The organism is Aliiroseovarius salicola, from assembly GCF_027891095.1.
GTDB lineage: Bacteria > Pseudomonadota > Alphaproteobacteria > Rhodobacterales > Rhodobacteraceae > Aliiroseovarius > Aliiroseovarius salicola.
In genome coordinates this window covers 149,467-175,681 of record NZ_JAQIIO010000002.1, presented here as the reverse complement: position 1 = coordinate 175,681, position 26,215 = coordinate 149,467, and the positions used below count along the sequence as shown (strand labels likewise).

Here is a 26,215-nt window from a genome sequence, read left to right as displayed (position 1 = left end):
TCAGGACTTGTCATGGAAGAAGCCATAAATGGTTTCCGCAAGACTTTCTGAAATCCCGTCCACAGCTTTGAGATCTTCCAACCCTGCACGACTGACGGCCTTGGCCGAGCCGAAATGGGACAGAAGCGCGCGTTTGCGCGCCGCTCCCACGCCGGGCACATCGTCAAGCGGGGTCGCCCCTTGCGCCTTGGCGCGCTTGGCCCGATGGGTGCCGATGGCAAAACGGTGTGCCTCGTCGCGCATCCGTTGGATGAAATAAAGAACGGGATCATTTCGTTTCAACGCGAAGGGGCGTTGATTCCGTCGGTGGAATTCCTCTTTGCCGTGGTCGCGGTCCACACCTTTGGCCACGCCAATCATGGGAATGTCGGTCACGCCCATCTCTTCCATGATCTCATGCACAGCGCTCACTTGCCCGGCCCCGCCATCGATAAGCAGCAGATCTGGCCAATGCCCCTCTTCGCGATCCGGGTCTTCTTTCAAAAGCCGTTTGAACCGGCGGGTCAGCACCTCTTTCATCATGCCGAAGTCATCACCGGGGGTGAGGTCCTCACCCTTGATGTTGAACTTGCGATACTGGCTTTTCATGAAACCTTCGGGGCCTGCGACGATCATCGCACCTACCGCATGTGCGCCCTGAATATGCGAGTTGTCATAGACTTCGATCCGCGCCGGCGGGGCATCGAGATCAAATGCCTCGGCCACTCCCTTGAGCAGCCGCACCTGCGTGGCGCTTTCCGCCATCTTGCGACCAAGGCTTTCGCGGGCATTCCTTTGCGCGCCCGCCACCAGATCGGACTTTTCACCCCGGAGCGGCACGGCAATCTCGACCTTGCGACCCAGTTTCTCAGTCAGTGCCTCTTCCATCAGATCCTGATCGTCGAGCGGATCGGACAGAAGGATCAAACGCGGCGGTTCTTTCTGGTCGTAGAACTGACCCACAAAGGCCTGTAGCACCTCGCCTGCGCTGACCGCATCCTTGCCATTACCTACCCGCGGATAGAAATCACGGTTGCCCCAGTTCTGATGCGCCCGGATGAAAAAGACCTGCACACAGGCCTGCCCGCCTTCCATATGCAAGGCGATCACATCCGCCTCTCCCACACCGCGTGGGTTGATGCCCTGCGATTGCTGCACCTGAGTAAGCGCTTTGATTCGATCGCGAATTATCGCAGCCCGTTCAAATTCCATCGCAGCAGAGGCGGCCTGCATCTCGGCGGCCAGATCCTCCTGCATCTTGGTGGTGCGCCCGGCTAGAAAATCCTGCGCCTCTTTGACCAATCCCGCATAGTCTTCGCGGCTTACCCGATCTACACACGGCCCCGCGCAGCGTTTGATCTGGTATTGCAAACAGGGCCGGGTCCGACTGTCGAACATCGCATCCGAGCAATTGCGCAACAGAAACACCTTTTGCAGCTGATTGAGCGTCCGGTTCACCGCATCGGCGCTGGCGAAGGGGCCGAAATACTGCCCTTTTTCCTTCCGCGCGCCCCGGTGTTTCTTGATCATTGGAAACTCGTGATCGGTGACAAGGATATTCGGGAACGACTTGTCATCCCGCAGTAACACATTGAAATGCGGTTTTAACTGTTTGATTAGGTTCTGCTCCAAGAGCAGCGCCTCTGTTTCTGTCTTTGTTGTCAGAAACATCATCGAGGCGGTCTGGCTGATCATGCGCGCAATTCGCGCGGTATGCCCCGTGGGTTTGGCATAGTTCGAGACACGTTTCTTCAGGTTGCGGGCCTTGCCAACATAGAGCACGCGCCCTTTCTCATCGAGCATTCGGTAAACCCCCGGCGCCCCATCGAGAAGACGCAGGTAAGACTGGATCACCGCATGGCCCGTTGGGATGGGCTTTTCCTTGGTGCCTGAAGTTTTGCTCGGCTGATCCGTGCTCATATGCGTCCTTTGCGATTCTCTACTTGGCTGCAATCTTAACGGTCACGAAGCAATAGGAAACATGCCCACAAATTCTGTGGATAAGTCTGAGGATTTGTTCCCTTGGCGTGCGGTTTTCCCTTGTTTTTAGCCACGTTTGTCAGTTTGCCTATTTTTTAGGCAATATTGCAACCTGCTGTTTTTGAACGATAAAAATATGAACATTTGGTAAAGTCATGATTTTATTGCAAAAAAAACAATTTACCCAGGCGATAAATTGAACAGGTGTACAACTTATCGCAGTGCCCCCTCATTTTCTGGTGGATTAAGAGGATTTCGTCTCGACGCCACGAATATCCGGAGTTCTCCAACCCAGATGCTGCCCCCCATCAACGGCAATAATTTGCCCGGTTACAGAAGGGGCGTTCAACAGGTAGGAAAAGGCGGCAACGATGTCCTCGGCCCCTGCTCCGCGGCCCAGCACCGTTCCGGTCCGTTGGGCCGCGAAATGCGCTTCTGATTGACGATGCCCGATCAATGTCGGACCGGGGGCAATTGCGTTCACCCGCACATGAGGCGCAAGCCCCTGAGCCGCGGTTTGGGTCAGCGTCCACAAGCCAGCTTTGGCGAGTGTGTAGGTCATGAATTCCGGCGTCAGCTTCTTGACCCGTTGATCAACCATATTGACTACCAACGCCTGCGCCTCGGGTTCGTCATTCTCATCCAGAACCGCGTCAGGCACCTGTGCGGCAAAGGCCTGGATCATGAAAAACGGCGCACGCAGATTGGAGTTGATATGGCGATCCCACCTCTCCTGAGTGGCGGTCTGGATATTATCGTATTCAAAGACAGACGCGTTGTTGACGAGAACGGTAAGCGGCCCACCCAATACATCGGCGGCCTTCGGGACAAGTGCTTCGGCTGCTTCCATATCCAGCAGATCTGCCTGTAGTGTTACCGCCGTCCGGCCCATGTCGCGGATCATCTCAGCGGTTTTTTCGGCACCTTCCGCAGAAGAGGCATAATGCACTGCCACGTCATGACCCTGACGCGCCAGCTCCAAGGCCATCGCTCGGCCCAGACGCGCGCCTGCCCCTGTCACCAATGCACGTTTCGTCATGGCACCCTCCTGCGTTGCGCCGGTTCTTAGTGAACCAGCACCACCGAAACATAGACCAGATAAAGCACAGCCAGAACCCCACCCCAAATCCGACCCATATGCCATTTCCAGAACACAAATGGCGCAAGCATCGCAGACGCGGCGAGCATGACCCAGATATCAAACTGCAAGATACCGGGCTCAACAGGAATTGGACCCACCAGCGAGGCAACGCCGATGATGGCCAAGAGGTTGAACATGTTCGAGCCGATCACATTGCCAAGCGCCACTTCAGCCTGATTTCGCAGGGCCGCCATCACGGTTGTGGCAAGTTCAGGCAGCGACGTTCCAAGTGCCACGAGGGTCAGGCCGATCACGGTTTCCGTCACCCCCATGGATCGGGCGATATTGGTCGAGGCATCCACCAGAAGATCTGCCCCCAAAGGCAGGCCGATCAAACCCAGTGCGAGGAACAGGATGACTTTCCACCACGCCATGTCGGGGTCCGCCCCCTCAACTTCTTCTTCCTCATCGTCGTTGTCAATTGCCGCCTCACCTTCCTTGCAGGCGCGGCGGTGACACATCGCGTCTTTAAAGGCCGAGAACAAAATCAGGCCAAGAACCGCAAGAAGCACAAGCCCCTGCACCCAGGTGATGACCCCGTTGAAACAGACAAACAGAAACAGGATCGAGGCCGCCATCATCTGCACATAGCTTTTGCGCGTGTCACAGGCCCCAGTCGACAAGCCGCGCATCAAAGCCGGCACACCAAGCACCAGAAGGATATTGGCGGTGTTCGACCCCACCACATTCCCCAACGCCAGCCCCGGAACGCCTTCCATGATAGCCTGCACGGAAATCAGAAGCTCGGGCGCAGAGGTGCCAAAGGCCACAATCGTCAACGAGACAATAAGTGCAGGTACCCCAAGGCGCAGCGACAGGTTCACCGCGCCCCGCACCAAGCTGTCGCCCGCCAAAAGAAGAATGATCAGGCCAAGGGCCGCAAAAATCAGATCCAAGGCTTAGCCCTTTCCCTTGCAATCACATCCGTTTTTCTTTGCGGATTTTCCCAGCAAAAAACGCCCGCAACGGGGGCATTTCATCGCTTCGACACGTTTCTGTCCCGGATAACGAAGCTTGCCAAACATGGCCAGAACTCCCATCGCCACCAGAAACAGGACAACAATCTTGATCACCATGTCAACACCACCCCATCACAGTCCAAATCGCGCAAATTCAGCGCGTTCCTCAATCTGGGTCAGCGTGTCGTTCATCAGGCTGAGGCCGACGCGCGAAAGAAGGCCGCGTTTGGCATCATAGACCCGGAATCGCACCTTATCGCCAAAACGCTCTTTCATCACCGGCACCAGATGACCGATCCCATCTGCGAGCCCTTTTTCGATCGCCTTGCGACCCAGCCAGATCTCACCCGTGAACAGATCCTCCCCTTCGGGAAGCTTGTCTTTACGACGCGATGTCACCTGTGTTTTGAAGTTCTCGTGAATATCCTCGAGAATTCCCTTAAGCCTTTCCACGTCCTCGGGGTTTTCCGGGCGGAACGGGTCAAGCTGTGATTTGGATTTACCCGCAGTGTATACCCGTCGATCCACCCCAAGCTTCTCAATCAAGCCAGTCAAACCAAAACTCGCTGAGATCACGCCAATCGATCCAAGCACCGAGTTTTCATCTACCAATATCTCATCTGCTGCGGTGGCCAGCCAATAGCCGCCCGATGCTGCCACATCCTCGACGAACGCAACAACGGGGACTTCTTTCTCAGCCGACAGGCGGCGAATGCGGGCAGCAATCAGGCTGGATTGCACCGGGCTTCCTCCCGGTGAATTGATCACCAGCGCCACGGCGGCAGGCTTGCCTTTGCGAAAGGCGCGCTCGATCATCGGTGCCAAGGCCACATCATTCAACGTGCCCCGGTTGCCGGATGCGATCATGCCCTGAAGGCGGATCACCGCAACAGAGGGCGGGCGGTTCAGAAACGGGATCAGCTTTGTCACGGAATTTGTCATGGGGGTGATGTAATCTGCCTGCCTTCTGGTCACAAGGGTAGGAGCAAGGCATTTCTCCCCGCTGTGCTTCCGATGTCATCCGTTGTGATCGCTGCCCGATCTCAGCTGCGCAGCCTCCAACCTGTGCGGAAGATCCAGCCAATGGCCAGAAGGCACGCGGTCATGAAACCGATGATCGCTGCTACGGACCAGAACAGCGACACATCCGCCACGTCGAAAAACGCCCAGCGGAAGCCGGAGATCAGGTAAACAACCGGGTTAAACAGCGTCACGGTCTGCCAAATGGGGGGCAGCATGGAGATCGAATAAAACGACCCTCCAAGAAAGACGAGTGGGGTGATGACCAGCAGTGGAACCAGTTGCAGTTGCTCAAAACTCCCGGCCCAAATTCCGATGATAAAGCCCAATAGTGCAAAGCTGAGACAGGTCATGACGAGAAAGGTGAGCATCCAGATCGGGTGCGCTATGTTCAGATCCACGAAGAAATGCGCGGTGGCAAGGATGATCAATCCGATCATCAGCGCCTTGGTCGCCGCTGCCCCGACATATCCGATCACGATCTCGACAAACGAAACCGGGGCGGAGAGGAGCTCGTATACCGTACCGATGAATTTCGGAAAATAGATCCCAAAACTCGCGTTGGATGTCGCCTGCGTGAGCACCGTCAGCATGATCAGGCCGGGCACGATGAAAGCGCCATAGCTCACGCCTTCAACCTGATCGATCCGCGACCCGATGGCCGCGCCAAACACCACAAAGTAAAGCGAAGTGGACAAGACCGGGGAGACAACCGACTGCGCCAAGGTGCGAAATGTGCGCGACATTTCGAACCGGTAGATGGCTTTGATGGCATTCCAGTTCATGCTGCACCCTCTTTCACAAGGTCCACAAAGATTTCTTCAAGCGAACTTTGCTTTGTCGACAGATCCACCATATGCAATCCCGCTGCCCGCAGGTCCGCCAGCAACCCGGTAATCCCGGTGCTGTTTGCCTGCGTGTCATAGGTGTAGACCAGATGGCCATTTTCCAGTCGCAGGTCTTTATCGGCAAGCGACTTGGGCAGCTCATCAATCTGAGCGGACAGCTCGATCTGTAATTCCTTGCGGCCCAGCCGTTTGATCAGCGCGTCTTTTTCCTCAATCAACAAGATTTCACCCTTGGAGATCACCCCAATCCGGTCAGCCATTGCTTCGGCTTCTTCGATATAGTGGGTGGTCAGGATGATGGTCACACCGGTTTCCTTAAGGCGTGCCACGATCTCCCACATATCTTTGCGCAGCTCCACGTCCACACCCGCGGTAGGTTCATCAAGGAACAGGATGCGCGGATCATGGCAAAGCGCCTTGGCGATCAGCACCCGGCGCTTCATGCCGCCGGACAGCGTCATGATCCGGTTGTCTTTCTTGTCATGAAGGCTGAGCAGCTTCAGGATCTCTTCAATCCGCTGGTCGTCCCGCGGCTTGCCAAAGAGGCCCCGCGAAAATCGCACCGAGTTCATCACGGTTTCAAACGGTTCCAGATTGATTTCCTGCGGTACAAGCCCAATCAGATCGCGGGCAGCGCGAAAGTCACGGTCATGGTCATACCCGCCAACGGTGATGGTGCCCGAAGTCGCCGTAGAGATCCCGCAGACAATTGAAATCAGGGTCGTTTTCCCCGCCCCATTGGGCCCCAGAAGCGCAAGAATCTCTCCTTCCTCGATGGAAACATCTACGCCTTTCAAGGCTTGATGCCCGCCCTCATAGGTCTTGGTCAGCCCGCTGACCTTCAAGATCTCGGCCATGTTGTCTCCTGTCATCCCCAATTGCCTGTCTTTCAATGCAGGCCAAAGGCATCAGATAAGCAATCCAGCGGCACCTTCAAGGCGTAAAAGCTGAACTTTCGTCTCAACCCCACCTGCGCCGGAAAACCCGACCAGCTTGCCCCCTGCTCCCAACACCCGGTGACAAGGAATGATGATCGGAATCGGATTTCCCCCACATGCGTTGCCAACGGCCTGTGCAGAATTGCCGGTGAGCTTCGCGATCTCGCCATAAGTCAGCGTCTCCCCATATGGAATGGCAGACATGGCATCACAGACCGCGCGCTGGAACTCAGACCCCATAACACGCAGTGGCAAATCAAACCGGGTTAGATCCCCCTCAAAATACGCGGCAAGCTGTGCGCGAGCCTCACGCAAAAGCGAGCTGTCATCTTCCGCAGGCGCATCTCCCCAGGTTAAACGCGTGATCGCCCCGTCCTCCTCATGAAGAACAAGCGAACCGACAGGAGATTGAACAGACATGTACAACATGCCCAACCCTGCCCCATTAACCCCGTTCCGACAATCCGAAGCGTGCGATAAAGGGGCGCTGCCCCTCGGACTTCGTCCTCACCCCAAGGTATTTGAGGCAAGAAAAAAGACAGGTGGGTACGCGCATTTTTCTTGCTGAAAATACCTTGGGGGAGAGCCGCAGGCTCGGGGGCAAAGCCCCTGTCAAGCTCACGACGTGAGCGACCATAAGCGCCGAGCCAAAGGCGAGGCTCATAATGCCTTAGCCGGGCATCACACAATCGCGTCCCAATCGCCCTCCAGTGCGGCGGCCAAAAACCCTTCCGGATCCAGCGCAAAGGACTGGTAAAGCTTGAAGTGCTCCGTATCCCGAAAGGACGTAGGAAAGATCCCGCGATGGGTGATCGTTCGCAAATCCGCACCCGGGGTCGCCATTAGGATCGGTGAGTGGGTCGACAAGATCACCTGTGCGCCCGCATGATTTTGCACGTCTACCAAAAACCGCAACAGTTCGATTTGCCGGCGGGGGGACAGCGCGCTTTCCGGCTCGTCAAACAGATAGATCCCCTGCCGCGACATGCGTTTTTCAAAAAAGCGTAGAAACCCTTCGCCATGAGAATGAGAAAGGAAATCTGCGTTTGGGCTACCCAACCCGTCCAGTCGACGGGCCATGGAGAAAAAGGTCTCGGCCCGGAAGAACCACCCACTGGTCACCTTGGGCAACCAACTTCCGCGCAAGGCCTGCCCAAGCGCCGCGCCATTCACCTCATCCTGGTAATCATGTCCCGCGGCGGCGACGGAACGGTTTCCCCCAGTGTCACTGAAACCGCAAATATCGGCGATTGCTTCGATTAGTGTGGATTTCCCTGCACCGTTTTCCCCGCAAAAAATGGTGACCGGCTGGTCAAACTCAAGTTCAAAACCCTCATCGAGCCACGGAAGGTCGCAGGGGTAGGTCTGCGGCAGGGGCAACACATCTGTGCGGATCGAGATGCGCCTCAGAAATGGAGCGGGGAGTTTGGTGGTTCGGGAACGACGGGCCATAGCATCCAGTGTTTCAAGCGGTCAAAAGCAAAGGGGCGGACCATTGGCCCGCCCCGTTTCAATCAACCCAGCGCGCTGTCGCAGCGACCGCAGGTGCCTGCATGGTCGTGTTTGTCCACATCCGGCAGGATCTTCCAGCAGCGCTGGCATTTCTCACCTGATGCTTTTTCAAACACCACGCCAACCCCTTCCACTTCCGGGAGGCGGAACGCCTCGGCCGGCAGGGGATCATTGGTCAGCACCACCTGCGAGGTGATCGATACATCTGCAAAATTGACGGATTTCAGCGCGTCAAGCACCTCGGCATCGCGTACATGCACCACGGGCGCCGCTTCCAACGAAGCCCCAATCACCTTATCACGGCGCTGGATCTCAAGCGCCGCAGTCACGACACGACGGGTCTGGCGGATCCCGGCCCATTTGGCGGCCAGAGGTTCATCCAGCCAATCGGCGGGCGTATCCGGGAAGTCGATCAGGTGGACCGAGCTGTCTTCGCCCGGGAAGCGTTCGAGCCACACATCTTCCATGGTGAACGTCAAGACCGGCGCGAGCCACGTGGTCAGGCGGTGGAACAGGATGTCCAGCACCGTGCGCGCGGCTCGGCGGTTCAGACTGTCTGCGCCATCGCAATAAAGCGCATCCTTGCGAATGTCGAAATAGAAGCTCGACAGATCCACGGTGGCAAAGTTGAACACCGCCGAGAACACGCCCTGGAAGTCAAAGGTTTTGTAGCCTTCACGCACCTGATGATCGAGCTCTGCCAGACGGTGCAGCACCCAGCGTTCCAGCTCGGGCATGTCTGCCACATCCACACGCTCGCTTTCATCAAAGCCTGCAAGATTGCCCAGCATAAAGCGCATCGTGTTGCGCAGGCGACGATAACTGTCGGCCACCCCTTTCAGGATCTCCGGCCCGATACGCTGATCAACCATATAGTCGGCTTGCGCCACCCAGAGGCGCAAGACGTCAGCACCGTACTGTTTCACCACCTGCTCCGGCACGATGGTATTGCCGAGCGATTTGGACATTTTCATGCCCTTTTCATCCAGCGTGAACCCGTGGGTCACCACGTTCTTGTAAGGCGCACGCCCCTTGGTGCCGCAGGCCTGCAGAAGCGATGAGTGGAACCAACCGCGGTGTTGGTCGGTGCCTTCGAGGTAGACATCCGCAATCCCATCTTCGGTGCCATCTTCGCGGTCACGCAGCACAAAAGAGTGGGTGGAACCACTGTCGAACCACACGTCAAGCACGTCAAACACCTGCTCGTAATCCTCTGGGTTGGCGGCGTCACCGATGAACAGTTCTTTAGCCCCCTGCTTGTACCAAGCGTCCGCACCCTCGGCCTCGAAGGCCGCGGAAATACGGGCATTCACAGCGTCATCACGCAGAAGGAAATCGGCGTCCGTCGGCAGCGCGCCTTTCTTGACGAAGCACGTCAGCGGTACACCCCAGGCGCGTTGGCGTGACAGCACCCAATCCGGGCGCGCTTCGATCATCGAATAAAGACGGTTGCGACCGGCCTGCGGCCACCATTTCACCAGCTTGTCGATCGAATTCAGCGCGCGCGCACGAATGGTGGTGCCCATCTCGTCTTGCCCGTCACCCACTTCACGGTCCACAGATGCAAACCACTGCGGGGTGTTGCGGAAGATCACCGGCGCTTTCGAGCGCCACGAATGCGGATAAGAGTGGGTCACGCGGCCACGCGCAATGATACCGCCCGCCTCAACCAGCTTCGAGATCACAGCGTTGTTGGCTTTGCCTTCCTTGCCTTTGCGGTCAAAGACCTGAAGGCCTGCAAAGAACGGCACATGGGGCAAGAACTCAGATTCCTCACCCACATTGTGGGTCATGCGGTCGATCCAGTTGCGTTTGACGAAAGCTTCATAGTCGTCGGCACCGTGGCTGGGCGCGGTGTGCACAAATCCCGTACCAGCGTCGTCGGTCACATGATCACCGTCGATCATCGGCACATCGTAGTCCCAATAGCCTTCAGCATCATCCACGCCGTGGAACGGGTGTTTGAGGATCAGACCAGCAAACTCGCTCGCCTCTACATCACGCACACGGGTGAACTCGGTCACGCGGGATTTGCCCAGCGCATCCTCGGCCAGTGCATCCGCAAAAAGATAGAGGTCGCCCGGTTTGGTCCAGCTTTCTTCCTCGGTCGCGTCAACACGATAAAGCCCATAGGCAATCTTGTCATTATAGGCCACAGCCTTGTTCGACGGGATGGTCCAAGGGGTGGTGGTCCAGATGACAACGCGTGCCTCAGCCAGATCACCTTCGGCGTTCGCAAACGAGAACGGCACCCAGATCGTGTGCGACTTGTGGTCGTGATATTCGATCTCGGCTTCGGCCAGCGCGGTTTTCTCAACCGCCGACCACATCACGGGTTTGGACCCCTGATAGAGCGTGCCATTCATCAGGAACTTCATGAATTCCTCGGCAATCACCGCTTCTGCATGGAAATTCATGGTCAGATAGGGATCAGCCCAATTGCCGGTGATGCCCAGACGCTTGAATTCCTCGCGTTGGATGTCGATCCAACCTTCGGCAAACTTGCGGCATTCCTGACGGAAGTCGACCACGTCGACCTCGTCCTTGTCGCGGCCCTTCTTTCGGTATTGCTCCTCGATCTTCCATTCGATGGGCAGACCGTGGCAGTCCCAGCCGGGCACATAACGCGCATCGTGACCCATCATCTGATGCGAACGCACGATCATGTCCTTGAGGATCTTGTTCAGCGCGTGGCCAATATGCAGGTGGCCGTTGGCATAGGGGGGCCCATCATGCAGCACAAACGGTTCGCGCCCCTCGGCTTTGCCCTTCTCACGCAGGCGATCATAGATACCGATCTTGTTCCAGTGCTCCAACCAGCCCGGCTCACGCTTGGGCAGTCCCGCGCGCATCGGGAAATCAGTTACGGGAAGATTCAGCGTGTCTTTGTATTCAGGTGTGTCGGCACACATGTGTCCGGTCCTTTTCGGAAACTTCTGGATGTTTGGGAAGGAGCGGCGCGGCTGGTCCATACGCCTTGTCCCGGCGTCTCAAGCAAGGAGCGCCGGGTATGTAATTCGAATAATAATGATGGGCATATGTCGCATCATGGGGGCGTTATAGGCCCGCGTGCGCGTGGCGTAAAGCCATGATGGCTGGAGAGAACGCAGTTGGGCTGCGCTGAATTGCCCTGATCCACCCTCTTGGCAACGCCCCTCTTTCCGACTATTTCTCTCGGAATAACGAGGCGAGATATGACCCATCCCAATCCAATGCAGCTTTTTGACATCTCAGGTGATGAGATCGACCGCGTGCTGAACACATTCTACTCCCGCATCCGCCAGCACCCCGAACTTGGTCCGATCTTCAACGGGCATGTGGGGGAAACAGACGCGGAATGGGACAAACACATCGCATTGATCGCACGTTTCTGGCGCGGGGCCATCCTGCGCGAGCCCGGCTATGACGGCAACCCGATGCGCGCACATATGCAGGCAGGAAATGTCTTTTCAGAGCATTTCGACCCCTGGCTTGCGCTCTTCGAAGAGGTGGTTTCAGAAATTCTGCCCCCCCAAACCGCCCGCCCCTGGATTGCCCTCGCCCATAGGATCGGACGCGGCTTGCGACTGGGTGTTGAAGACCTGCACCGGCCTGCAACCAAAGCCCCCAGCCTCTCCTGATATTCTGCTTTTTCTTGCCATAAATACCTTGGGGTGAGGCCGTAAGGCCGAGGCGCAACGCCCCTTCAAGGCTCACCACAACTCGGGCCGCGCGATCATCACCCAAAAGATCATCAACATCGCAAGAAACGCAGGCCAGCCGAAGGCGAACCAGATACGATAAAGCTGGTGATAGCGATCGGGCAATGGAGTATTCGTCTGCGCGGCCTGTCGCGCCAGATCCCGCAGGCGGATCTGGATCCGGACCACGGGCAGCCAGAACAGACCCACAAACAGGTAAAGCCCAATCCCGGCAAGCAACCAAGGCTCGGTCAGGCTCCACCCCATCTCCCATGCCAAAAGCGTGCCAGTGATCGGCTGGATTACAGCAGCGGTGGCCGTGAAAAGCGTGTCAGCCACGACCACACTGCCGGCCACATGGGCTATCAGTGCCGGATCGCGGGAGCGTTGCGCCATCACCATGAAAAACGCAATCCCGGCCCCGGTGCCCATCAGGACCGCGGCCCCAAGAATATGCGCCCAGCGCAAAAAGATCAGCCAGTCCATCACCGGTTCTCCAGCAACATGCGCAAAAGCAGCGCCGACAGGATCACGGGGATCACTTTGACCAGCGCTCCCAGCGGATCCAGCCACAGAGAAGGTGCCAGAGCACTGGCCGAGATAAGGTAAACTAGACTGACGACAATCATCGCCCAACAGGCGCGTGCGGCATGGGCGCGCCAAAGGACTGCCAGCCCAATGGCGATGTCGATTGCGGACCAAAACAAAACCGTAGCTTTGGCCGCAAATAGCGACCATCCAGCCTCGACCAATACCTCTGCAGCCATTGACAGCGACACCACCCCGACCACACCCGACAGGATCCAAAAAAGCGACAGCCCCATCAGCACCAGCGGCATGAGCAGTGACAAACGCGCTTGCAGCCGATGCTCGGTCCCAACCGGTGTCGCGGTCAGTTGCTGCTCCAGGGACGCGATTTGCCCTCCTGCCCTGCGATATGGCACCGGATCTCCCGCAACCCCGGTTTTCATCACTTCAAGCGCCGTGCTGCGCAATGGTGATCGCCATCCAAGACGTCCCAACCCATCTGCGACCCATCCCAATATCGGCAACAAGATCCGTGGCAGGGGGAGGTAAAGCCGGGCCGGCGCAAAACCCAGCCATCGGCGGTGCAAGGCAATCACCTCTCGCAGAGGCCGGGGCTGTTCTTCAACGAGGTCAATTGGGGTGCCCGTCGGCAACTCACCCTTCAAGGCGCGATCAACCGCATGCGCGAGATCTGCGATGCCGACACATTGCACAGGGGTCTTCCCCAAAGCCAATGGTTGCACCAAGGGTACGGCCGCCAACATGCGGATCAGAGCGGTGCCGCCATAGGCCTGCTGCGAGATCACCAATCCGGGGCGCAGGATCCAGACCGGAGTTCCCGATGTCAAAAGGGCCGCGTCACCTTCAGCTTTCGTGCGGAAAAATGCGGTGCTCGCATCAGGGGCCACGCCTACGGCGGAGATTTGCACCACGGGCAATTTGCGTTCAGCAGCGGCCTCACCAAGTGCGGCTGGCATCAGGTGATGAACAGCTGACAGGTCATCCTCGGCCCCGTCCTGCAAAGCCCCGGCGCAATTCACAACTGCATCAATACCGTCCAGAACCGGCACCCATGCAGCAGGGTCGGTCAGCTCTCGCAGATCGACAATTCTCCATTCCAGATCGGGAAAGAGGCGGTGGGCCGTAGCTGCCTCGCGTCCCAGACCAACCACCTCATATTCCTGCGAAATCAAGTGCCGCGTGATCCCGGCTCCGATCAGACCATAAGCCCCAAGCACAAGGACGCGGATCATTCCGCCCTCTCTTTGTCCTGTATCTCTTTACCTTGCATCGACGCCCAGCGATTGAGCCAGGCCAATCCCGCGAGTGACAGGCCAAGGGCAAGGAACGAGAACACGCGCATCAACCCATCCAACCCCGAGATATCCACGAGGAACACCTTGGCCACGGTCAGGGCGATGACCCCCATCGCACCCCGGCGCAGAAGGTCGGATTGACGTGCAATCGCCTGATACAACAACCCTGCCCCTGCCATCAGCATTGCAACGGTATAAGTGTAAAGCTCTGGCTGGCGCATAGGCATGTCGGGCAACACCGGGCCACGCCAGAAATGGGCAATCTCGGCCACGACCCAGAAGATCAAAAGCCCAACTCCGGCCACCAGGAGACCAAGACCAAACTGACGCGGCAGATGTGGCATGAACCGCGTGACCAACAGCATCAAAATCGCCGGAAGGGCATAGGCCACCGTGAGGGTGCTGAGGACCGGCCAGCCATGGATCACTTCGCTGTTGCTGAGGAATGGATTATCCTCGCTCAACCCACGTGCCAAATAGCCGATGGCCAGCACAGCATAGATCCCGCCGAGCACCATACGCATCTTGGCCAAACGTCCGCCCAGCTGCAGACGCCACGCCTGCACGCTCGCGGCGACGAGCCAGATCAGCGCATTCAGGCCGGTTCCCCAATGCCGCTCTCCTCTGTCACCTGTCACCATTTCGATCCAACGATCCAGAAGGACCGCCGCAAAGATGGCTGTCAATGACAGGGCCGCGCTTTCCAAAGTGACCAGTGCTTTGATCCGGTCGCGCTGCCGCGCCAAATACCAGGCACCTGCCAGCGGCAAGATGGATCCCACAAAAGCGAAAGACACTTGGCCAATCGGGGCGTTATCCGCCCAAAATAGACCGGGATGGATCACCAGGCGGGCCGAAACAAGGATCGCACCAATCACCGCAAACCATTCCAGCAAAGGCAGGTCAAAGCGCCGGTCAATCTCTACCGCCGCCAACACCGTGAAGGCCAGAGCCACAGTCAGCGCAGAAGGCGACAGAAGCAACATCATGGCAAAACTTATCAAGCCGAGCGCGGAAATCAGCACCAGCGACAGGCGCATCTTGTCCTCATCTCCGGCGCGTGCAAATCGCTCAAGTTTCAGGACCATCAGGCCAGCCAGTGCAATTGCCGTGAGCGCCCACGGAAAATCTCCGATGATCGACGCGGGGGACCAGGCGACCTCAAGCGAGGTCAGCATGGCGGGCGCAAGGACTGCCGCGGCAAAGGCCCAAACCCGCGGATGGAAGGCAGATGTGAGGCTGCGCCAAGCGGCAACCAATCCAAGCAGGGCAGACAATGCCACCAGCATGATTGGGGCCCAGCGCAAGCCTTCTTCAGTCCCTTCGGCCACCGGCGCGATGAAGTCCCGATAGACGTTGTGCCCCAGCATTGGCTCAAGCCAGACAAGTGCGATTGTGCCCAGCGCGGGGAAGATCGGCAGGTCTTCCATCGCCGCACTGCCACGCCCCCAGATGGCGATGCCACCTGCAAGTATCACGAGTGCGAAGGTCGACAACCAGAACTCAGCGGTCCCCGCCTGTGCCGTCAATACAAGCCAGATCGTACTGCCCGCCATCATGGCCTGCAGCAAGAGCATCCGGCGGGGCCATTTGGAATAAAGAGGATTGCGTGTGAGCGTGGCCAACACCGGCTTACCCGGCAATTGTGGAATCAGGCGCCATGTCATTGTGATGATGGCGGCAAAAGGCATGACCAGCGCAAATCCGATCACCCATTCGGGATCCACATCGGCAAAGGCCAGTGGCACGATCAGACTATATCCCAGTGCCAGCGACAGAACCGACAGCCAGTGCCAGCGGCGATAGGTGTCAATCGCCAGCCCGACCAGCGTGACAATGCCCAGATAGGCAACAAAAGGCGAGGCATCTCCGCTGCCCCCCAGCAAAAACGGGGTCAGGAAAGCTCCGACAATTCCCAGTGCGGACAACAGCGGCCCGGTCAACCAACCGAGCAAAATTGCCCCGGCTGCCACGGCCAGTAGTCCGGCAAAGGTGGTGGTGGGTCCAATCAGGTCGTACAGATGGCGTGCCGAGAGAACCCCGGCAAAAAGAGAAATGATCCCCGCACCCGAGAAGACCGAGGGCAGGAAGGCAACCGGGCTGTCCTCACCATCGCCCCAACGCTTGCGCAGATATTCTCCGGCACCGATCAGGGCCGCACCAAAGGCAAGGGCAGCAAGCACACGGGCCGTCGGCGGCAACAGGCCGTTTTCGATGCCGTATTGCACCAGAAAGATCCCCGCCAGCGCAAGCGACACGGCGGCCACGGCATAAACCCAGTTCTGCACAAGCCAGCTGCCAAGCTGTCCCGTCCAACGATTAAAAGCGGAGGGTTCGGCAGGGGCGGCGGGTCGTCCTCGCGCAGATGTCGACCCGTTTGCCGCAGCGGGACGCGACCGATCTGTCGTCGCTGCTCGTGTCGGAGGTTCCGCCTGCTTGCTCGCCCATGGATCTGCGGCTGCGGAAGTGGGTTTCGGCTCTGATACTTCCGGTTCTTTGAAAGGGGGTCGCGCCGCAGCTTCTGGTTCTTGCTCAGAGACCGGTGCAGTTTGCGCCTCTGCCGGAGCATCGCGGTGCATCGTCTGTAACCGCTGTTCGGCCTGATGGATTCGTCTTGCAAGATCGGTATTTTCACGCCCAAGCCGACCGGTTTTCACCAGCAGATAGATCACGCCAACGGGCAGACCCAATCCGTAAAGCAATGCGATCAAACCCAAAAGTGCTTCCATAACGAACTCCTTGAAATCGATCCCACCCTAGCGAGCGGTTTTCAGAAAAGCCATTAAGGAATGTCCGACCTTTCAACGCTGCTCAGCGGCCAGAGTTGAACAGCCCGGTCAGGGCCCGTTTGACGATCCCCGAGACCGAGGGGCGTTTTTGCGTGACAAATGGCAAGGGGCGACAGACTTCGATTGCGGCCACGCCAACACGGGCTGTCAGTGCGCCGTTCACAACGCCCTCACCAAAGCGACGCGACAGTTTGGACAAGAGACCTCCCCCGGCAAGAGATCCAATCAGGTCATCTCCAACCGCAACTGCGCCTGTGGCCACCAGATGTGTCATCACGGCCCGCAACAATCGCCAACTTCCGAGGGTCCCCGCGCGCCCTCCGTAAATCTCAGCCACCCGGCGGATCATGCGGATGTTTCCGGTCAGCGCCGCCACCACATCTGCCAAAGCCACGGGAATGATCGCCGTGACCGTGGCGACCTGACGGCTCGCGGCTTCAACCTCGCGCAGGGCGGCTTGATCCAGCGGGGCCATCACTTCGGCCTCAGTCAACCCGATCAGCGCGTCCGCATCGAAGGCATCGGCTTGTTTTTCTTCCAACCGCGTCAGCCCCCATTTCAACTCGTCCCGCCCACGATAGAACCGAGTGAGCTGCGCCACTGCAACGCGCGCCTCGCCCAGATCCTCATGAGCCACGGCCTGCCCCACCATATGCTGCAGCCGATCCACTCGGCGTAGCCGCACCAGAGCCAGCATCTCTTTGAGCAACACAACAGCCGCCACCAGAAGAAACGCCGCAAGCAGCCCAAGAGCCACCATGCCCAGCCATGCATTCCGGTCGATCAGCCCGGTTACAAAATCATAGGCAGCAACCGATAACGCGAACCCCATGAGCGCCAGTAAAAGTGACCAGAACCAACGCCCGAGACGCGAGGGTTTGCGACCGGTCAACGAAGCGACCATCTGCATCGCGGCACCGCTTGGGTCCTCTTTGCCTGCGGGCACTTCTGGCACTGGTGGGACATCAGCCGGGGTCAAATCCGGGGTGCCTTCCAATTCGATCAACACCGGTCCCGTCGATTTTGGGGTATCACTCATGGTGAATTTCTCCATTCATAGCGGATGTCCGGCAATCCTTCGTCATTGCCCTGACCACCTGTGCGGGCCACCTCGATAAACCCTTCGCGCAGGTAAAACCGTTGCGCCGCTTCATTTGCCACAAACGTGTAAAGGACTAGTGTGCCGCTTGCGGTTTTCGCATGATCCAAAAGTGCCTTACCAATGCCGTTCCCGCGTGCGGCAGGCGAAAGGTAAAGCGCGTGGATCATCGTATTATCTCGGGCGAGAAATCCCAAAACGCGCCCATCGTGACGCGCGACGTGAACCCAACTCCGCTCTACTAGCATCCGCGCGAAATACTTTTCGGATGCTCGACTATGTAGCCGTGGCATCCACGGGGTCGCCGCGTTCCACTGGCTGAGGATATTGGCAACGCCAAGCACATCCTCGCGGGTTGCGGGGACAATGTTCATAGCCGGTCCCCGATTAGAAATTCCACCGCCTTGTCGAGCCGGATATGCGGCGGTCCTTCACCGGGTTTGAGCAAAAGATCTGCAGGTGCAAAGCGCATGATCTGATAGTCGGCATCAAGCCAAGCCTCTTCGCCATTACGCGCGGGCGACAAAAGCCGCGCCGGATCTTCGGGCAAAGCGCCGGGATAGAAGGCCGCTGACTTGCCTGTCTCAAGCAGACGCCCACGCACGCAATCCAGCGGCTTGCCCTGATGTTCGATCCGTTCTTCCACCGTGGTGCGCAGGGCTGCGATTGACATGGCGGCGGTCTTGGCCCCGGCAAAATCGGCGCGATCCTTGGCCTCGCGCAACAGCGCTTCGGTGATAGCGGTCAGCTGCGGATGCTGAGAATGATGCAGGTGATCAGCCTTGGTTGCGGCAAAGAGAATACGCTCCACCCGCTTTCCTAAAAAGAGTTGCGACAGGAACGCATTGGCGCCGGGACGAAAGGCGGCGAGGATCTCAGCCATCGCCCGGCGTAGATCCTCAAGGGCGGCAGGCCCCGCATGGATCGCCCCCAACACATCCACCAGCACCACCTGACGGTCGATGCGGGAAAAGTGATCGCGAAAGAACGGTTTCACCACGCGGGATTTATAAGCCTCGAACCGCCGTTCAAACTCGCGATAAAGCGATCCCCGCGTTGGTTTTGCGAGTTTTGGCAACGGCGCAAATGTCAGCGCTGGGGACCCTTCCATATCACCGGGGAGCAGGAACCGGCCCGGTGTGCAGTCGGAATAACCACTTTCGCGGGCAGATTTGAGGTAAGCAGCAAAATCCGAGGCAAGGCCCTGTGCAATTGGTTCATCCAGTTTCTCTGCTGGATCAATCCCGTCCACCTGCGTCAGAAATGTTTCTGCCTGCGGGCGGTTGGCAATACGGTCCAGCGCGTCGGCGGACCAATCGGCGAAACTTTGATCAAGCAGCGCCAGATCGAGCAGCCATTCGCCGGGGTAGTCAACAATATCCAGATGCACAGTGCGCGGGCCACGCAGTCCGCCCAACAGCCCGGATGGTTGGATGCGGAAAGAAAGGCGCAGTTCGGAGATTGCGCGGGTCGATGCGGGCCAATGGGGGTTTTGCCCGGTCATTGCCGCAAGGTGGCTCTCATAGTCAAAGCGCGGCACAAGATCATCGGGCTGGGGTTGCAGGAACGCGGTCTGCACGCGACCTTCGGCAGTAGCGGTCAGCCCGTGCATCCGCCCGCGATTCATCAGGTTGGCAACGAGGGAGGTGATGAACACGGTCTTGCCCGCCCGCGACAACCCTGTCACGCCGAGGCGGATCACCGGTTCAAACAGTGCCTCGGATGTGGCATCGCCCATTGCCTCGATTTGGCGGGTAATGCTGTCTGCCAGATCGCCAAGCCCCACGGTGTTCTCCTTATTGTTCAATGGGAAGATAGGGGGGCGGGCGGGGTTTCGCTAGGGGGGAGCTTTGTGTTCTACCTCCCCGTGGCTGGGGGCTCCGCCCGTTCTTCGGATGAAACAATCCACTGGATCGTTTCCCAAAAACCCTCGAACCCCGGGATGTTTTTGGCAAGAGGAAGGCGGCAGCGGGCTTGTCGGATCGGGTTGTGAGCGCTATGCGGTGCCATGCCCAGATTTGCGTTGAAAGTCGAATATCATGGCGCGGGATATGCCGGATGGCAGCGCCAGAAGGATCAGCCCTCGGTACAGGGGGCGATTGAAACGGCTTTGGCCAAGCTTGAGCCGCGCGCGCATACAATTGCAGCAGCAGGCCGAACCGATGCGGGGGTTCATGGGTTGGGTCAGGTGGCTCATTGCGACATGGAGAAGGACTGGGCGCCGTTTCGCCTGTCGGAGGCCCTGAATTATCACCTCAAGGAGGCGCGGGTAGCGATCGTCGACTGCGCCCTAGTGGATGAAGAATTTCACGCCCGGTTTTCTGCGACCGAGCGGCGGTATCTGTTCCGACTGATCTCACGGCGCGCGCCTCTGACCCATGATCGCGGTCTGGCTTGGCATGTGAAGCAAGAGCTGGATGCTGCGGCGATGCAGGCGGGGGCTGACCAGCTCATTGGGCTGCATGATTTCACCACGTTCCGGTCGTCCATCTGTCAGGCGGAAAGCCCGGTGAAAACGCTGGATGAGTTGCGGGTGGAAGAGGTGCGGCGCGCAAATGAAGTGGAATACCAGTTCAATGTGCGCGCACGATCCTTCCTGCACAATCAGGTGCGATCTTTTGTGGGCACGCTGGAACGGGTTGGTGCCGGGGCATGGTCGCCAGAAGATGTAACCCGCGCACTTGACGCCCGCGATCGCGCCGCCTGTGGCCCGGTCTGCCCGCCGGAAGGGCTCTATCTGGCCGGTGTCACCTACCCCGTCGATCCTTTCGCCTGAACAACCGCATCGAGGGCGGCAATGACATCTTCCTTGGTGCTGCGATGATTGACGATGGCGGCGCGCAGGCAGGTGATGCCGTTCACATCCGTGGTCGAGAATACCGCCTCACCGCTGAGCTGAAGATCCAGTGCGATCTTGCTGTTCAGGGCTGATTGGGCTTCGGGGGTTTGGTCTGGGTCAGCGCTGAACACACAGATATTCGACGTGACCGGAGACAGCAGCGCCATACCACGTGAGATCACCTCTTGCCCCATCAGGCGGGCCAGTTCGCAGTTGCGGGTGATGGCCTCGCTGAAGGCCTCTTCTCCGAACATTTCAAGCGCGCACCAGACCTTGAGCGCGCGGTTGCCGCGGGAAAGATCGATGCCATAGTCGCAAAACCATGGATCCCCGCCGGCAAGCCCCTGATCAGCGCCCTGCAAATAGGCCGGGCGGGCGGCAAAAGCGGCACGATGTTCGGCCTCGTCCCGGATCAGGGCAAGTCCGCAATCATAGTTCACATACATCCATTTGTGAAAATCGAGGGCAATACTGTCGGCGCGTTCGATCCCATCGGACAGGCTGCGCCAAGGGGCGTCAGCAATACGGGTCCATGCGCCGAACGCACCATCCACATGCAGCCAGACATTTTCTTCACTGGCGATATCTGCAAGCGCATTCAGATCATCAAATCCCCCCAGATCAACCGATCCCGCGGTGCCGACGATGGCCATGGGGCAGAGCCCATTGGCGCGGTCTTTGCGGATCTGCTCGCGCAGAGCTGACGCACCCATCTGCCCGTCCGACGACGGGATCAGACGCAGAGCATTATGACCAATCCCCAAAAGTTCGATCGCCTTGCGGGTGGCATTATGCACCCCATCCGCCGCATAGCAGGTGAAGCCCGCCTGTGTGCCTTCTGATCGCACTGTGCCTTGGGCGCGCAACCGAGCGCATTGAAGCGCGATCACCGTGGCCTGCGACGTGCCCGCCACCATGATTCCGCTCGCCCCTTCGGGGAAACCCATCTTGACCCGGGTCCAGTCAATCACTGCGCGTTCCATTTCATTGGCCCCGTGATTGCGCCCGCCACCGTTGGTATTAATGGTCGCTCCGACCATGCCAGCAATCAGGTCCGACGCAAGTCCCGTACCCTGCACCCACCCCCAAAAGCGCGGATGCGTGTTTCCACCGTGATATGGCAATACATCTTCGTCGATGCGCGCCGAAAGCTCATTGCCTTCGCTCTGGTGACGCCCAATTGCATATCGCTCGGCGGCGTCCTCGGGAGGGGATTGCCACGGGTGCTGCTGAGCTTCGGCGATCTGGGTGATGCAGCGATCCAACAGATTATGCGCCTGCGATCGAAATGCAGCCCAATCCTTGGGGTCGAGGTTCGAAGTCACAGGCAGCTCTCCTTGGGATGGTCTTGGGTGATACGAGCAGACGCATACCAGCTTACGCTACGTCAACTCAATCCCAATATCATCATTCCGCCGCATCCTCCCGCAACGTCAACAGTCCAGAGCCGATCAGACCAAGGAAAACGCAACCTCAGCCAATGGCCGCCCATTGACCTGCACGGTCAGATGGTGCGCACCGGGGTAAAGCCGAAACGTCGTGGCATTGCCCTTGAACCTGTGTGATTTCGTCAGGTGCATAGTCCGCCCGGCCTTCAATGTGACGTTTTTCAGCTTGAACACCTTCTCGCCGATCTTGCCACCTGCGCGCTGAAAACGAATGACATAGTCGACAATCAGTAGTTCGTCCCGCTTGGCAGTCAGATCAAACGAAAACTCCAGCGCGCTGTCGATTGCAACGTGTCCATTTGCGGGCGTCAGAGTGATATTGCTGGCGGTCACCTGTGCATCAGGCCGATACCCCAACAGTTCCAGCGCGGCAGGGTTCCCCTGCTTCACCAATGTACGGCAGGCATGGCGCGTCATCCAATCCAGCTCTTTCGGGTTTTGTCGCCCCATGTCGCGCCAACGCGACAAAGTTGTCACCACCAGACCCGGATCAGATTTCGCAATGTCATTGAGGTGGTTCGCAACCGAGCGCGTCACATAGCGGGTCGGGTCCGTGTGCAGCAGATCCAGCACCGGGATTGTGTCCGCCACGTCCCAACGAATACGCTCGCCCCACGGCAGGTTCGGACGGCACCCTTCGCTGGCCAGTCTGCGGACGTGATAGTTCTCATCCCCTGCCCAGAGCAAAAGCACCTCCTGCATCCGCGCCTTTTGATGGATTAGGAACGGGCGGATCGCGAACTCCATTGAAAACCGACGGGTAAGAGCGTGCAAAAGGGGTAAAGATGTTTCGAGATCTTCCAACCCGTTTCGCGCCACATACTGCCCAAACGGATCAATGATGAAATCGCCAAAGTCGTCATCGGTGTTGGCCGGGTCAAGCTCTGCCGGAAGGGCCTTGTGAATCATCTTGGCCGCAGCTGGGAAATCTCTCGGCAGATGTTCTTCCAGCACCTCCGCAATCCAGAGGATCCGCGCCTTGAGCTCCAGATCCGGCAGGCGTGCCATGATCTGTGATTGAAAGGCAGCCCCATCAAATTCAGGAGATACACCACTTAGCCAGCTGGCCAGCAGCTCGATCTTTCCGGCGTGGATCAATTGATCTTTCAGACTGAACCCTTCACTCATCGCACCCTCTCCACCAGAAATTTGTTCATGTTTTACCCCACCCTCAATCAGAACCACTTACAACACAAGAAGAAAGGGGGGCTGCCCCCGCCCAGATCAATTAATACACAGCTATTTCGCTGCGGGGGCTTCCCCCTGCCGCGCGCCTCGGCCATAATGCAGGACCAACGAGCAGTACAGTATTTCAAGGCGGCACATACATGAGCGAAGACCTTCTGGCCGAGCACAGCCCCGGGCAAAACCAAGACACCTATGACGCATCCTCGATTGAGGTGCTGGAGGGGCTAGAGCCCGTACGTCAACGGCCAGGCATGTATATCGGCGGCACGGATGAACGTGCGTTGCATCACATGGTGGCTGAGATCCTCGACAACTCGATGGACGAAGCGGTGGCGGGGCACGCCAACCGGATCGAGATCGAACTGCACGCCGATTATGCGGTGACGGTGCGTGACAATGGACGCGGAATTCCGATTGATCCGCATCCCAAGTTTCCCGACAAATCTGCGCTGGAGGTGATCCTCTGTACGCTGCACGCGGGCGGTAAGTTTTCCGGCAAGGCCTATCAGACCTCGGGCGGTCTGCATGGGGTTGGCTCTTCGGTGGTAAACGCTCTGTCGGATTCAATGGTGGTGAAGGTCGCCAAGAACAAGGAACTGTTTGAACAGCGCTTCTCTCGTGGCTTGCCTTTGGGTGGTGTCGAGAAAGTGGGTGCTGCCCCCAACCGGCGCGGCACCGAGGTCACTTTCCATGCGGATGAAGAGATCTTTGGCAAGCACCGCTTCAAACCCAAGCGCCTGTTCACACTGGCGCGCTCCAAAGCCTATCTCTTCTCGGGCGTTGAAATCCGCTGGAAGTCTCATATCGACGACGGCGAAACGCCGACCGAAGCCAGTTTCCACTTCCCCGGTGGTCTGGCTGACTACCTCAAGGAAACGCTGGGTAAGGCATCGGTCTACGCCGAGGCGCCTTTTGCCGGCAAGGTGGAGTTTCGCGAGAAGTTCGGTCAAGCGGGCTACGTGGAATGGGCGATCAACTGGACGCCCTCGCGCGATGGCTACATCCAGTCCTATTGTAACACCGTGCCCACCCCCGAAGGTGGCACCCATGTGACCGGGTTCTGGGCCGCGATCCTCAAGGGGATCAAGGCTTATGGCGAGCTTGTCGGCAACAAGAAGGCCTCCAATATCACCCGTGACGACCTCTTGACCGGGGGCTGCGCGCTGGTCAGCTGCTTCATCGCCGACCCGGCTTTTGTCGGCCAGACCAAAGACCGCCTGTCGACCGAGGCCGCGGCCAAGATGGTTGAACAATCCGTACGCGACCATTTCGACAATTGGCTGGCGGCGGATACGAAATCCGCGGGTGCGATCCTTGATTTCCTTGTGCTGCGGGCCGAGGAACGTCTGCGTCGTCGTCAGGAAAAAGAAACCCAACGAAAGAGCGCGACCAAGAAACTGCGCCTGCCCGGCAAGCTGGTGGATTGTTCCGCCACCAACCGCGACGGGACCGAGCTGTTTATTGTCGAGGGCGACTCGGCCGGTGGCTCTGCCAAGATGGCGCGCAACCGCAAGACACAGGCGCTGTTGCCCCTGCGCGGCAAGATCCTGAACGTGCTGGGCGCAGCGTCATCGAAACTCGGCACCAACGCGGAAATCAGCGACCTGACACAAGCGCTTGGCGTCGGGTTGGGCACGCGGTTCAACGTGGACGATCTGCGCTATGACAAGATCATCATCATGACCGACGCTGATGTGGACGGGGCGCACATCGCGGCCTTGCTCATGACGTTCTTCTTCACGCAGATGCGCCCGATGATCGACACGGGGCACCTGTATCTGGCCTGCCCCCCTCTGTTCCGCCTGACCCAAGGGGCCAAGCGGGTTTACTGCATCGACGAGGTCGAGCGCGACGAATGGCTGGAGAAGGGTCTTGGCGGCAAAGGCAAGATCGACGTCTCGCGCTTCAAGGGTCTGGGCGAAATGGACGCGAAGGACCTGAAAGAAACGACGATGGACCCGGACAGCCGGACGCTCATCCGCGTGACCATCGACGAGGACGAACCGGGTGAGACCGCAACGTTGGTTGAACAGCTGATGGGCAAGAAACCCGAGCTGCGGTTCCAGTATATTCAGGAGAACGCCAAGTTCGCTGGGGATTTGGATGTATGACGAACAACGCCCCAAACGATTGGAGAAGTGGGGCCTCCGTGCCACCTTACTGTATCTGATTGTTTTGGTTGGCGGATTGCCAGTGGCGGCATACTTCGGTGCGATTGAACTCAAGCCACTTGGGCTTAACGAAATCGGTGATTTTCTAGCTGGGGCATTTGGGCCGCTTGCTATCTTCTGGATTGTCTTGGGTTTCCTGCAGCAAGGTGAAGAGCTTCGAAACAGTGTCAATGCACTGAAGCTTCAGGCGGATGAACTAAAGAGTTCTGTCGAGCAGCAAAAAGCGATGGTCGGCATCACTGAACAGCAACTGAAACTCGACATCCAAGTGCGAGAAGAACAAACAAAGGTAAGCATCTCAAAAGATTTACCTTTTGTTCAGCTTCGAGGTGGAGGATCCATTAGCTCGGGCGGGAAACGTCAATACCGCTATCACTTGAAAAATATTGGAGCTGCTTGCACTGAAGGGCTCATTGTCCTTGCTGACAATGATGAACTTGAAGTCCCAAGAAATGGAATACCTTACTTGGACCAAAACTCAGAGTTCGAGATTTCACTGAATAACAAAGACGGACGCCAACTGGATGTATCCAAGACTTATGTTCTGGAAGTAACTACGTTCAATATCCGAAATCAGAAACGTTCCCAGCGCTTTGAAATAGGCCCCGGTCAACCAAAGTTGGTCTGGTGCGACCCCGAAGTTCAATGACGAGGACAGCGCCCGACCCTGGGTGGGCGCATGGATCGGCTTGTAGGGCACTTACTCCCCCCACCCACACCAATTCAGCATATCGAAACGTCGCAAGTGCGCCCTCCCGTGGGGAGGGTCGGGCGCTGTCC

General features: G+C 58.1%; 22 protein-coding genes. 4 read left to right on the top strand and 18 right to left on the bottom strand.

The genetic code is table 11. The features are described from left to right. From uvrC to ileS, 10 genes are all read right to left on the bottom strand, one after another. Positions 1-1,899, bottom strand: a complete 1,899-nt coding sequence (gene uvrC / locus O2N63_RS04560; RefSeq protein WP_271053051.1) for an excinuclease ABC subunit UvrC — start codon at positions 1,897-1,899, stop codon at positions 1-3. A 304-nt stretch (positions 1,900-2,203) separates the two neighbouring features. Continuing rightward, a complete protein-coding gene (locus tag O2N63_RS04555) occupies positions 2,204-2,998 on the bottom strand; it encodes an SDR family oxidoreductase (RefSeq protein WP_271053050.1) in 795 nt (264 codons plus the stop codon). A 26-nt stretch (positions 2,999-3,024) separates the two neighbouring features. Then, complete coding sequence (locus tag O2N63_RS04550) at positions 3,025-3,996, bottom strand: calcium/sodium antiporter (protein WP_271053049.1); 972 nt, start codon at positions 3,994-3,996, stop codon at positions 3,025-3,027. A gap of 3 nt (positions 3,997-3,999) precedes the next feature. Next, positions 4,000-4,176 (bottom strand): hypothetical protein, encoded by a 177-nt coding sequence (locus tag O2N63_RS04545; RefSeq protein WP_271053048.1) that lies wholly within the window; start codon positions 4,174-4,176, stop codon positions 4,000-4,002. A 15-nt stretch (positions 4,177-4,191) separates the two neighbouring features. Next, complete coding sequence (locus O2N63_RS04540) at positions 4,192-4,989, bottom strand: S49 family peptidase (RefSeq protein WP_271053047.1); 798 nt, start codon at positions 4,987-4,989, stop codon at positions 4,192-4,194. Positions 4,990-5,102: 113 nt separating this feature from the next. Continuing rightward, complete coding sequence (locus tag O2N63_RS04535; RefSeq protein ID WP_271053046.1) at positions 5,103-5,864, bottom strand: ABC transporter permease; 762 nt, start codon at positions 5,862-5,864, stop codon at positions 5,103-5,105. Further along, a complete protein-coding gene (locus O2N63_RS04530; RefSeq protein WP_271053044.1) occupies positions 5,861-6,784 on the bottom strand; it encodes an ABC transporter ATP-binding protein in 924 nt (307 codons plus the stop codon). Before O2N63_RS04530 ends, O2N63_RS04535 begins: the two co-directional genes overlap by 4 nt. 51 nt (positions 6,785-6,835) lie before the next feature. After that, positions 6,836-7,294 carry a methylated-DNA--[protein]-cysteine S-methyltransferase gene (locus O2N63_RS04525; RefSeq protein ID WP_271053043.1) on the bottom strand — a complete coding sequence of 153 codons (459 nt, stop codon included), beginning with the start codon at positions 7,292-7,294 and terminating at the stop codon, positions 6,836-6,838. Positions 7,295-7,546: 252 nt separating this feature from the next. Continuing rightward, positions 7,547-8,317, bottom strand: coding sequence for an AAA family ATPase (locus O2N63_RS04520; protein WP_271053042.1), 771 nt, complete (start codon positions 8,315-8,317; stop codon positions 7,547-7,549). Positions 8,318-8,379: 62 nt separating this feature from the next. Next, the gene (gene ileS, locus O2N63_RS04515) at positions 8,380-11,289 is read right to left on the bottom strand and encodes an isoleucine--tRNA ligase (protein WP_271053041.1); all 2,910 of its coding nucleotides are present in this window, start codon (positions 11,287-11,289) and stop codon (positions 8,380-8,382) included. A 282-nt stretch (positions 11,290-11,571) separates the two neighbouring features. Here ileS and O2N63_RS04510 point away from each other — a divergent pair, with 282 nt between their 5' ends. Further along, the gene (locus O2N63_RS04510) at positions 11,572-11,997 is read left to right on the top strand and encodes a group III truncated hemoglobin (protein WP_271053040.1); all 426 of its coding nucleotides are present in this window, start codon (positions 11,572-11,574) and stop codon (positions 11,995-11,997) included. A 72-nt stretch (positions 11,998-12,069) separates the two neighbouring features. Here the strand turns inward: O2N63_RS04510 and O2N63_RS04505 are convergent, their stop codons facing one another. The 6 genes from O2N63_RS04505 to O2N63_RS04480 form a co-directional block, all read right to left on the bottom strand. Beyond that, positions 12,070-12,543: a DUF2269 family protein gene (locus O2N63_RS04505; RefSeq protein ID WP_271053039.1), complete on the bottom strand. Its 474-nt coding sequence runs from the start codon at positions 12,541-12,543 to the stop codon at positions 12,070-12,072. Beyond that, positions 12,543-13,838, bottom strand: a complete 1,296-nt coding sequence (locus O2N63_RS04500) for an SDR family oxidoreductase (RefSeq protein WP_271053038.1) — start codon at positions 13,836-13,838, stop codon at positions 12,543-12,545. The genes O2N63_RS04505 and O2N63_RS04500 overlap by 1 nt, the downstream gene beginning before the upstream one ends. Next, positions 13,835-16,630, bottom strand: a complete 2,796-nt coding sequence (locus O2N63_RS04495) for a DUF2339 domain-containing protein (protein WP_271053037.1) — start codon at positions 16,628-16,630, stop codon at positions 13,835-13,837. The genes O2N63_RS04500 and O2N63_RS04495 overlap by 4 nt, the downstream gene beginning before the upstream one ends. Before the next feature lie 82 nt (positions 16,631-16,712). Next, positions 16,713-17,729: a YcjF family protein gene (locus tag O2N63_RS04490; protein WP_271053036.1), complete on the bottom strand. Its 1,017-nt coding sequence runs from the start codon at positions 17,727-17,729 to the stop codon at positions 16,713-16,715. Then, positions 17,726-18,163, bottom strand: coding sequence for a GNAT family N-acetyltransferase (locus O2N63_RS04485; RefSeq protein WP_271053035.1), 438 nt, complete (start codon positions 18,161-18,163; stop codon positions 17,726-17,728). The genes O2N63_RS04490 and O2N63_RS04485 overlap by 4 nt, the downstream gene beginning before the upstream one ends. Continuing rightward, a complete protein-coding gene (locus tag O2N63_RS04480; protein ID WP_271053034.1) occupies positions 18,160-19,575 on the bottom strand; it encodes a YcjX family GTP-binding protein in 1,416 nt (471 codons plus the stop codon). The genes O2N63_RS04485 and O2N63_RS04480 overlap by 4 nt, the downstream gene beginning before the upstream one ends. A 222-nt stretch (positions 19,576-19,797) precedes the next feature. Between O2N63_RS04480 and truA the strand changes: the two genes are divergently transcribed. Then, positions 19,798-20,565 carry a tRNA pseudouridine(38-40) synthase TruA gene (gene truA, locus O2N63_RS04475; protein WP_271053033.1) on the top strand — a complete coding sequence of 256 codons (768 nt, stop codon included), beginning with the start codon at positions 19,798-19,800 and terminating at the stop codon, positions 20,563-20,565. On the opposite strand, the gene O2N63_RS04470 is transcribed toward truA, so the two are convergent. Continuing rightward, on the bottom strand, positions 20,541-21,953 hold the full coding sequence (locus O2N63_RS04470; RefSeq protein ID WP_271053032.1) for a pyridoxal phosphate-dependent decarboxylase family protein: 1,413 nt from the start codon (positions 21,951-21,953) through the stop codon (positions 20,541-20,543). The two genes, truA and O2N63_RS04470, sit on opposite strands and share 25 nt — an antisense overlap. 126 nt (positions 21,954-22,079) lie before the next feature. Then, positions 22,080-23,204 carry a hypothetical protein gene (locus tag O2N63_RS04465; RefSeq protein ID WP_271053031.1) on the bottom strand — a complete coding sequence of 375 codons (1,125 nt, stop codon included), beginning with the start codon at positions 23,202-23,204 and terminating at the stop codon, positions 22,080-22,082. Between the two features lie 200 nt (positions 23,205-23,404). Between O2N63_RS04465 and parE the strand changes: the two genes are divergently transcribed. Then, on the top strand, positions 23,405-25,375 hold the full coding sequence (parE, locus tag O2N63_RS04460) for a DNA topoisomerase IV subunit B (protein WP_271053030.1): 1,971 nt from the start codon (positions 23,405-23,407) through the stop codon (positions 25,373-25,375). Then, positions 25,368-26,084: a hypothetical protein gene (locus O2N63_RS04455; protein ID WP_271053029.1), complete on the top strand. Its 717-nt coding sequence runs from the start codon at positions 25,368-25,370 to the stop codon at positions 26,082-26,084. Before parE ends, O2N63_RS04455 begins: the two co-directional genes overlap by 8 nt. Positions 26,085-26,215: the final 131 nt, after the last annotated feature.

What these genes read in the sequence shown, in the direction of transcription:
- uvrC (WP_271053051.1), bottom strand. Translation starts at nt 1,899, where the DNA reads ATGAGCACGGATCAGCCGAGCAAAACTTCAGGCACCAAGGAAAAGCCC.
- O2N63_RS04485 (WP_271053035.1), bottom strand. Translation starts at nt 18,163, where the DNA reads ATGAACATTGTCCCCGCAACCCGCGAGGATGTGCTTGGCGTTGCCAAT.
- O2N63_RS04510 (WP_271053040.1), top strand. Translation starts at nt 11,572, where the DNA reads ATGACCCATCCCAATCCAATGCAGCTTTTTGACATCTCAGGTGATGAG.
- O2N63_RS04490 (WP_271053036.1), bottom strand. Translation starts at nt 17,729, where the DNA reads ATGAGTGATACCCCAAAATCGACGGGACCGGTGTTGATCGAATTGGAA.
- O2N63_RS04525 (WP_271053043.1), bottom strand. Translation starts at nt 7,294, where the DNA reads ATGTTGTACATGTCTGTTCAATCTCCTGTCGGTTCGCTTGTTCTTCAT.
- truA (WP_271053033.1), top strand. Translation starts at nt 19,798, where the DNA reads ATGCCCAGATTTGCGTTGAAAGTCGAATATCATGGCGCGGGATATGCC.
- O2N63_RS04500 (WP_271053038.1), bottom strand. Translation starts at nt 13,838, where the DNA reads ATGATCCGCGTCCTTGTGCTTGGGGCTTATGGTCTGATCGGAGCCGGG.
- O2N63_RS04530 (WP_271053044.1), bottom strand. Translation starts at nt 6,784, where the DNA reads ATGGCCGAGATCTTGAAGGTCAGCGGGCTGACCAAGACCTATGAGGGC.
- O2N63_RS04545 (WP_271053048.1), bottom strand. Translation starts at nt 4,176, where the DNA reads ATGGTGATCAAGATTGTTGTCCTGTTTCTGGTGGCGATGGGAGTTCTG.
- parE (WP_271053030.1), top strand. Translation starts at nt 23,405, where the DNA reads ATGAGCGAAGACCTTCTGGCCGAGCACAGCCCCGGGCAAAACCAAGAC.
- O2N63_RS04495 (WP_271053037.1), bottom strand. Translation starts at nt 16,630, where the DNA reads ATGGAAGCACTTTTGGGTTTGATCGCATTGCTTTACGGATTGGGTCTG.
- O2N63_RS04465 (WP_271053031.1), bottom strand. Translation starts at nt 23,204, where the DNA reads ATGAGTGAAGGGTTCAGTCTGAAAGATCAATTGATCCACGCCGGAAAG.
- O2N63_RS04505 (WP_271053039.1), bottom strand. Translation starts at nt 12,543, where the DNA reads ATGGACTGGCTGATCTTTTTGCGCTGGGCGCATATTCTTGGGGCCGCG.
- O2N63_RS04520 (WP_271053042.1), bottom strand. Translation starts at nt 8,317, where the DNA reads ATGGCCCGTCGTTCCCGAACCACCAAACTCCCCGCTCCATTTCTGAGG.
- O2N63_RS04555 (WP_271053050.1), bottom strand. Translation starts at nt 2,998, where the DNA reads ATGACGAAACGTGCATTGGTGACAGGGGCAGGCGCGCGTCTGGGCCGA.
- O2N63_RS04455 (WP_271053029.1), top strand. Translation starts at nt 25,368, where the DNA reads ATGTATGACGAACAACGCCCCAAACGATTGGAGAAGTGGGGCCTCCGT.
- ileS (WP_271053041.1), bottom strand. Translation starts at nt 11,289, where the DNA reads ATGTGTGCCGACACACCTGAATACAAAGACACGCTGAATCTTCCCGTA.
- O2N63_RS04535 (WP_271053046.1), bottom strand. Translation starts at nt 5,864, where the DNA reads ATGAACTGGAATGCCATCAAAGCCATCTACCGGTTCGAAATGTCGCGC.